General features: G+C 68.3%; 6 protein-coding genes and 1 tRNA gene. 4 read left to right on the top strand and 3 right to left on the bottom strand.

Features of this window, described 5'->3' with window-relative positions; genetic code table 11:
• Nucleotides 1-218: 218 nt before the first annotated feature.
• The 3 genes from D7Y15_RS41155 to D7Y15_RS41145 all read left to right on the top strand — a co-directional run bounded on the left by D7Y15_RS41155 (nucleotide 219) and on the right by D7Y15_RS41145 (nucleotide 2,440).
• Nucleotides 219-503 (top strand): hypothetical protein, encoded by a 285-nt coding sequence (locus D7Y15_RS41155; RefSeq protein ID WP_199746053.1) that lies wholly within the window; start codon nucleotides 219-221, stop codon nucleotides 501-503.
• Nucleotides 504-551: 48 nt separating this feature from the next.
• Nucleotides 552-624: transfer RNA gene (locus D7Y15_RS41150), tRNA-Gly, on the top strand.
• A gap of 154 nt (nucleotides 625-778) precedes the next feature.
• Nucleotides 779-2,440: a DUF4135 domain-containing protein gene (locus tag D7Y15_RS41145; RefSeq protein ID WP_121755995.1), complete on the top strand. Its 1,662-nt coding sequence runs from the start codon at nucleotides 779-781 to the stop codon at nucleotides 2,438-2,440.
• Between the two features lie 13 nt (nucleotides 2,441-2,453).
• On the opposite strand, the gene D7Y15_RS41140 is transcribed toward D7Y15_RS41145, so the two are convergent.
• Nucleotides 2,454-3,878, bottom strand: coding sequence for a hypothetical protein (locus tag D7Y15_RS41140; RefSeq protein WP_121755994.1), 1,425 nt, complete (start codon nucleotides 3,876-3,878; stop codon nucleotides 2,454-2,456).
• An 84-nt stretch (nucleotides 3,879-3,962) separates the two neighbouring features.
• On the opposite strand from D7Y15_RS41140, the gene D7Y15_RS41135 reads away from it, so the two are divergent.
• Nucleotides 3,963-4,997, top strand: coding sequence for a PA0069 family radical SAM protein (locus tag D7Y15_RS41135; RefSeq protein ID WP_120581451.1), 1,035 nt, complete (start codon nucleotides 3,963-3,965; stop codon nucleotides 4,995-4,997).
• A 28-nt stretch (nucleotides 4,998-5,025) separates the two neighbouring features.
• Here D7Y15_RS41135 and D7Y15_RS41130 read toward each other — a convergent pair whose 3' ends face one another.
• Together D7Y15_RS41130 and D7Y15_RS41125 are read right to left on the bottom strand one after the other, a co-directional pair.
• The gene (locus D7Y15_RS41130) at nucleotides 5,026-5,274 is read right to left on the bottom strand and encodes a GlsB/YeaQ/YmgE family stress response membrane protein (RefSeq protein WP_120581452.1); all 249 of its coding nucleotides are present in this window, start codon (nucleotides 5,272-5,274) and stop codon (nucleotides 5,026-5,028) included.
• 26 nt (nucleotides 5,275-5,300) lie between these two features.
• Nucleotides 5,301-7,317 (bottom strand): M13 family metallopeptidase (locus tag D7Y15_RS41125; RefSeq protein WP_148713007.1); only part of this gene is annotated, 2,017 nt, incomplete at its 5' end.

Genomic DNA, 7,317 nt, shown 5'->3' with positions numbered 1-7,317 from the left:
GGAGAGCCGCGGCACGCAGCGCCACTCCCTGCTGCGTGCCGCGGCGGAGCAGCCCTGTCAGGAGGCGCCGCTGCCCGGCAGTTAGCCGCACGCCCTGCTGGGGCCTCTTCCGGCGCACGCTGCTCATTACCAACGCAGCGTACCCCTGAACGGAATTACTCCGGTTGGCTTAGGGCCCGTCGATGAAGCCACTTTGGTGTTGGCGATGCCGGCAAGAGATGCCGACGTTGGACGAGTCGGAGTTCGAGGAGGTCTCGAACCTCTACCGCGCCGCGTTCCGTTCGTCGGAGCCCACCATGGAGGCGCGCTTCGCTCCCGTCAGCCAGGCCTACGAGAGGCTGACGGGCTATGCCGGCTGCCATCCGAACGCGGTGATTCACCACCGCATCGCCCAGTACGGCCCGCAGTGCACTGACTGCGGCAAACCGCTGCGCACCCCTGAGGCCCGGTACTGCGCCGCCTGCGGAAAGGTTCGCCAGACACCGGGCGATTCTTCCCGTTGACAAGGCAGGGCCTCGACCCTACTTTGGGCCCCGCTTCGCGCATCACCCGCGGTGGTAGCTCAGTTGGTAGAGCACGAGCTTCCCAAGCTCGGGGTCGAGGGTTCGAATCCCTTCCGCCGCTCTGAAGAAACAAAGGCCGGTGGTTCCTTCCTGGAACCACCGGCCTTCGTGTTTCCGGGCCTCGGAATTCACTGCGAGCGCTGGATGGGTCGTACTGGGGGGCAGCTAGACTGCCCGGCAGTGAACGCTGCCTTCCCTCCCCTGGGCTCTCCTCCATGTACGACGCTGAGATCACCGCCGCGCTGAACAAAGTGACGAAGTTCATGGGGAAGGCGGTCATCAAGGGCGCGCCCCCGCACGTGAACGCGGTCAAGCCGTTCATCAAGGACGCCCTCACGCAGGTGGTGAGCCAGCTGGCGGGCGCGCTCAAGCAGGCGGGATTCCAGAACCAGACGGGCACCCTGCTGGCGACCAACTTCCTCCACCGCACGGCGATGGACCTCTACGGCCCCTGCTCCGCCGCCGCCGTGCTGTCCGCGCGCAGGGAGTGGGGCGCGATGGACAACGCCTGGAACCTGCATCCGCTCAGCTTCGCCTGGAGCGTGGGCCGCAACGCGCTGGGCACGGTGAAGACGCTCGCGGAGACTCCGGCGGATCGCGTCTGGCGGATCATCCAGGACATGGTGCGGGCCCACGTGGACTTCGGCTCCTCGCTGGTGAGCCGCATCATGGCGGACCGCGCCCTGCTGCAGAACGCCTTCAACATCGTCGGGGGCCTCGCAGAGGTGAATGTCACCGGCAGCGACCCGCACCACACCGGCCACCGCGTCGCGCTGCTGCGGTTCTCCTGCGGAGGGCGGGTCGTCTACAAGCCGTCGGACCTCACCTTCCAATTGCTGCTCATGGGCGACCCCCAGTCGTACCAGTTCTGCCACGCGCACTACCCCGCCTTGATGCCGTACACCGACAGCCTCTTCACCACGCTCGACGCGGACCTTCCGGCCATCCGCATCGTCGCGTTTCCGCACGCGCAGGGTGAGTACGGCTACATGCAGATGGTCGCGAAGACGGGGCAGATTGCCCTGGCGAATCAGCCCACGTACTTCCGGAAGCTGGGTCGGCTCATCACGGTGTCGGCGGTGTTCGGCATCACCGACCTCCATCACGAGAACGTGATGGCCACGGCCCAGGGTCCCCACCTCATCGACGCGGAGATGGGCTTCAACTACCCCGCGGGGCCGCTCGACAACCCCATTTCCCACGCCGCGCTGTCCCAGGTGCTCCACATCGCCCCGCCGCACCACAGCATGGTGGGCGGCATCTTCACCTCCGAGCTCTACCGGGGACAGTGGGAGGCCAGCACGGTGTCGGCGCCCTACAACACGAAGGAGGTCAACGCGGGGTTCAGCACCGCGCTCGGCGGCCCCTGGGTCCAGGCAGCCACGTACCCGAACGACATCCTGGCCGGCATCCGCGAAGAGGTGGACCGCATCACCACCGCCGTCAACACGGGCCGGGTGGACGCCTGGCTCAACCAGTTCCAGAACGTCGCCCCCATGGCGCGCGTGCTCCTGTCGACGACGGTCATGTGCAACACGCACGCGGTGGGCATGAGCCAGAACATGAACGGCACCCTGGGGACGGAGGCCCATGCCATCGGCCAGGGCATGTTCGAATGGTTGATGTGGTACGGCGGCCACCACAACGCGGTCCCCGCGGCACTCTTCGAACCCCACAACCGCCAGCACTTCTTCACGCCCCTGCGGACCCAGGGCGTCACCTACCTCGCCGCGACCCAGCAAGACACGAGGGTGGCGAACCTCACGGAGGTGCGCAACACGGTGAACCGGCTGCGGGGCGCCATGGGCCGGCCACAGCTCAAGACCCGGCTGCGCACGGCGCTGGAGGCGACGCTCAAATGTGGCCCGCTGCTCTGACGGGCCACGGCCGCTACTTCGCGAGCCACGCCGCGAAGCGCTTGTCGAGGAGCGGCGCCGCCTTGTCGACGGCGTCCCAGGTGTCGTCGTCGAGCTTCGGCGCGTCGTGACCGAACGGCCCCGCGCGTTTTCCGAACGTCTTCTTGAGGTCGGCGGTGATCCACAGCCCGTTCATGTTGTGGAACCACCGCCACGCCAGCTCGCGGAGGCCCGGCGCTTCGCGGAGGTGTTTGTCCCAGAGGCCGCGCGGGAGCGCCTGCTTCACGAACTCCGACCCCTTCGCCTTGCGTGTCGCGACAGCCTCGAGCAGTGCGCGGTGCGCCGGGAATCGCGACGCATCGAGCAGGCCCCGTGTCGCGGCATAGCCAATGAAGAGCCCGGTCGTGACGTCGGGATACCGCTCGAGGGCGCCCCCGCCCTCCACGGCGAGGGTGACGGAGAGGGCCTCGTCGAACTCGAGCGTGAGCCACACGTGCTCCGCGGTGTCGAGCGCGAAGTCCCAATAGGCGACGGTGAGCGCGTCTTCGTCAGCGAAGGCGGCGCTACGACCGGTGGGCGGGCCGAGCAGTTTCGTGATCTCCGCCTCCGCCTTCACCTTCCACGGCACGCCCAGGACGTCCTCGCCCACCTTCGAGCGCACCCACGCGGAGGAGACGTAGGGGATGAACGTCTTGGCCGTCTTCGGGATGGGCAGGAAGGCGTCATTCAGGATGTCGTGGGAGAAGACGATTTCGACGCCGTGCTTCGCCGCTTCGACGTTCACCGAATCGGTGCGCTCACTCGTGGACGCGGGCACCTTCTTGCCAAGCACACCGGTCACGTAGGCGATGACCTCGGGGTCGTCCGAGCGCCGTCCCATGAGCGACGCCAGTTGCTGGACCTTCGGGCCGAGCTTCTTCATCACCGCGGTGGGAACGAACGTGTGCACCGTCGCGGGAGGCGCGGACGCGGGGGGCACGGCGTCGCCGTCCAGCCAGGCCGCGAAGTCGAAGTCCTTCGCCTTCGGCGCCCGGACCTTCTTCGCCTTCAGCCACGCAGCCAGCGCCTTGCGGCCGGACGCCCCCTCTTCGTCATCCAGGTCGGACACCTCCGTCTCGCCCCGGGCCCACAGCGCCAGGAACTCCTCGAGGCTGTTCGCGACCGTCCGCGCCTCCCCCTCCGAACCGACCAACGCCACAGCCCACGGAGCGTCCGCGCCGGGGTTCACGAGCGCGAGCAACGAGCCATCCGGGAGCTGGAGGAACGCGAAGGCGTCACGGTGAAGCCGGTCCGCCTTCGCCGGGTTCCACTCCTTCGGAACAGGCTCGGCCGCGAGCGCATCGAACCAGCCCAGCGTTCCATGGGACTGATTGCCAATCCAGGCGCCGACGTCCGCCAGCAGCGGTGGAATCTCATGCCCCTTCGGCGCCTTGGAGAGCTTGACCGTGTAGTTCGCCATCCGGGCAGCTTTGGCCGCGGCCCCCACGCTGTAAAGGCGCGCGGGCGTCTTGACTGAACGCGCTTTCAGCCACACCCTGGCAGGGTGAAGGCCCGCCCCGTCGACAATCCGCCCAACCCCTGGGCCAGCACCGCGGTGGAGTACCTGGACGAGATTCCCCCCGCGCGCCTGGAAGTCTGGGAGGACCACAGCCGCTCCATCATCGCGAGCAACGACAGCCCCGACGTGTGCTTCTCCTGGAGCGTCAACCCGTACCGGGGCTGCCTTCACGCCTGCGCCTACTGCTACGCGCGCCCCACGCACCAGTACCTGGACTTCGGCGCGGGCACCGACTTCGAAACGCGCCTCGTCGTCAAACCCAACGCTCCAGAGCTCTTGCGCGAAGCCTTCGACCGTCCGTCGTGGAAGGGAGAGACGGTCGTCTTCAGCGGCGTCACGGACTGCTACCAGCCCCTGGAGGCGTCGCTCCGGCTCACCCGCCAGTGCCTGGAGGTCTGCGCCGAGTACCGCAACCCCGTGGGCATCGTGACCAAGGGCGTGCTGATTGAGCGCGACCTGGACGTGCTCCAGCGGCTGGCGTCAGAGACGAAGCTGTTCGTGAGCATCAGCCTCCCCTTCCACAACGAGGAGCTGGCGCGCGCCATGGAGCCGCTCGTCGCCACACCGAAGCGGCGCCTGGCCACCATCCGCAAGCTCACGGAGGCCGGCATCGACGTGGCCGTGTCCGTGGCCCCCATCATCCCCGGCCTCAACGACGAGGACATCGCGCGGGTCGTCACCGCCGCCCGTGAGGCCGGCGCCACGCGCGCGCACTACACGCTCTTGCGGCTTCCCGGACCGGTGCAGGCCGTCTTCGAGGAGCGCCTGCGCGCGAAGCTGCCCCTGCGCGCGGAGCGGGTGCTGCACCGCATCCGCGAGACGCGCGGCGGGGAGCTCACCGACAGCCGCTTCAAGCACCGCATGCGCGGCGAAGGGCTCTACGCCCAAACAATCCACCAGCTCTTCGCGACGTCGGCGCGCAAGGTGGGCATGCGCGCCTCATCCATCACGGAGGCCGCGCCGGACACCTTCCGGCGCCCCGCGCGGCCCTCCACGTCACCCCAGCTGTCGCTCTTCTAGGCAGCGAAGGGCGCGACATCCGGGGGCGCTATTTCCGGATGGCTTGCAGGATGGACAGCAGGATGACCGCGCCCACCGTGGCCACCAGCAGCGAGTACAGGTTGAAGCCTGTCACGCCCCGGCCACCGAAGAAGCTGAACACCCAGCCGCCCAGCATGGCACCCACGATGCCGGCGACGATGTTGGCGAACATCCCCATCCGGGCGTTGGTGCCCTTGATGATGCTGGCCAGCCAGCCTGCGATACCGCCCAACACCAGCCACGAGCAGATTCCCATGACGTCCTCCAGGTAGGGCCGAAGCCTTACCAGACCTCACAGCGGTTCGCAGCGGGCGCCACCATCGGCGACCCCGCGGGGCAGGAGAAGGCCTGCTGGAACTGCGGCAGGTTCACGTCCGGCCCCTTCACGCGCAGGAACGCCGGCGAGTGCGAATCCGTCAGCGCCCGCTGCCGCGCAGCTTCATTACGAATCTTCGAGCACCACGATTGCGCGTGCGCGAGGAAGAACTGCTGCCCCGGGGTGAAGCGGTACGAGTTCGCCTTCGCCGCCTGCTCCGGGCGCTTCGCCAGGTAGGACTCCATGGCCGCGTACGCCAGCTTGAGGCCGCCCAGGTCCGCGACGTTCTCGCCCAGGGTGAGCTTGCCGTTCACCTTCACGTCGTCCACGGCGGTGTACTGGTCGTACTGGTTCTTCACGCACGACACGCGCTCGCGGAAGGCCTTGTCCGACGCCGGGGTCCACCACGTGCGCAGGTTGCCGTCCGCGTCGAACTGGCGGCCTTCATCATCGAAGCCGTGGGTGATTTCGTGGCCCACCACCATGCCCATGGCGCCGAAGTTCACCGCCGCGGACGCGTCCCGCCCGAAGAACGGCGGCTGGAGGATGCCCGCCGGGAAGACAATCTCGTTGGTGGCCGCGTTGTAGTAGGCGTTCACCGTGGGCGGCGACATGAACCACTCCTGCCGGTCCACCGGCTGGCCCACCTTGCGCAGCTGGCGCGCCTGCTCGAAGGCGTCCGCCGCCAGCACGTTGTCCAGGTACGAGTCGCGCGTCACCGTCAGCCCGTCGTAGCTGCGCCACTGGTCCGGGTAGCCAATCTTGTTGGTGATCTTCTTCACCTTCACCAACGCCTGCGCCTTGGTCTCCGCGTCCATCCAGGACAGCGTGTCCAGGTTGCGCTCGAAGGACTGCTCAATCTGCTGGACCATGTCCAGCGTGGTGGCCTTGCCGTCCGCGCCGAAGGTGCGCGCGATGAAGGGCTTGGCCAGCGCGTGCGGCAGCGCTTCGTCCGTGGCGTCCACGCACTTCTTCCAGCGCGCCAGGTCCGCCTTGGCGCCGGTGAGCACCGTGGACTCGAAGCGGAAGAACTCGTCGCGCAGCGCCTTGGGCAGCGCCGTCTGCACGTCCTTCACCAAGTGGTAGGAGAGGTACGGCCCCATGTCCGTCGGCCGCTGCTGACGCACCAGCGCGGACACCTCCGAGAAGAACTTCGGCTCCGTCACGTTGAGCGCTTCACCGGCGGGCAGCCCCACCTGCGCGAAGTAGGTGTCCCACTGGAACGCGGGCGCCAGCTGCTTCAGGCCCTGACGCTCCAGGCGGTGGTAGACCTTCTCCGGCTCGCGGCGCTCCTCCTTGGGCAGCCGCGCGTTGGCCAGGCGCGTCTCGATGGCGAGGATGCCAATGGCCTTGCGGCTGGCCACGAAGGGCGCGTCGCCCAACAGCTCGAACACCTTCTGCACGTGCGCCTGGTAGGCGTTGCGCGCCTCGCGCATCTTCACGTCGGGCTTGAGGTAGTAGTCGCGGTCCGGCAGGCCCAGGCCCCCGGCATCCACCACGGCGATGACCTGCGTGGCGTCCTTCTGGTCCTGATCCGACCCCACGCGGAACAGCGCGTTCACGTCGCGCGCGTGCAGCCAGGCCACCGCGCCGGCCACCGCCTGCGGGCTCTTCAGGCCGTTGAGCTTCGCCAGGTACGTGCGCAGCGTGGGCAACGACTGCTCCAGCTTCGCCTCGTCCATGCAGGAGCCGTAGAAGTCGCCCAGCTTCTTCTCTTCCGCGGTGCCCTCGCCCTGCCCTTCCGCGGCCTTGGAGAGGATGTCGCGCAGCACGGTCTGGTTGCGCTCGGCCACCGTCTCGAAGCCGCGGCTCCAGCGCGCGCGCTCGGCGGGGATCTCCGTGGCCTTCAGCCAGCCGCCACACGCGTACTGGTAGAAGTCGTCACAGGGGTTCACGGACGGGTCCATCACCGCGGCGTCCAGGCCCGGAGGCATGGGGCGCTCGGACATGGGCACGGCGGGGGCCTCTGGCGCGGGCGTGGCC

It is taken from the genome of Corallococcus sp. AB030, from assembly GCF_003668965.1.
GTDB lineage: Bacteria > Myxococcota > Myxococcia > Myxococcales > Myxococcaceae > Corallococcus > Corallococcus exiguus.
This window is presented reverse-complemented; position numbering and strand designations above follow the sequence as displayed.

Coding starts and splice junctions, on each gene's coding strand:
- D7Y15_RS41145 (WP_121755995.1), top strand. CDS start 779: ATGTACGACGCTGAGATCACCGCCGCGCTGAACAAAGTGACGAAGTTC.
- D7Y15_RS41155 (WP_199746053.1), top strand. CDS start 219: ATGCCGACGTTGGACGAGTCGGAGTTCGAGGAGGTCTCGAACCTCTAC.
- D7Y15_RS41130 (WP_120581452.1), bottom strand. CDS start 5,274: ATGGGAATCTGCTCGTGGCTGGTGTTGGGCGGTATCGCAGGCTGGCTG.
- D7Y15_RS41140 (WP_121755994.1), bottom strand. CDS start 3,878: ATGGCGAACTACACGGTCAAGCTCTCCAAGGCGCCGAAGGGGCATGAG.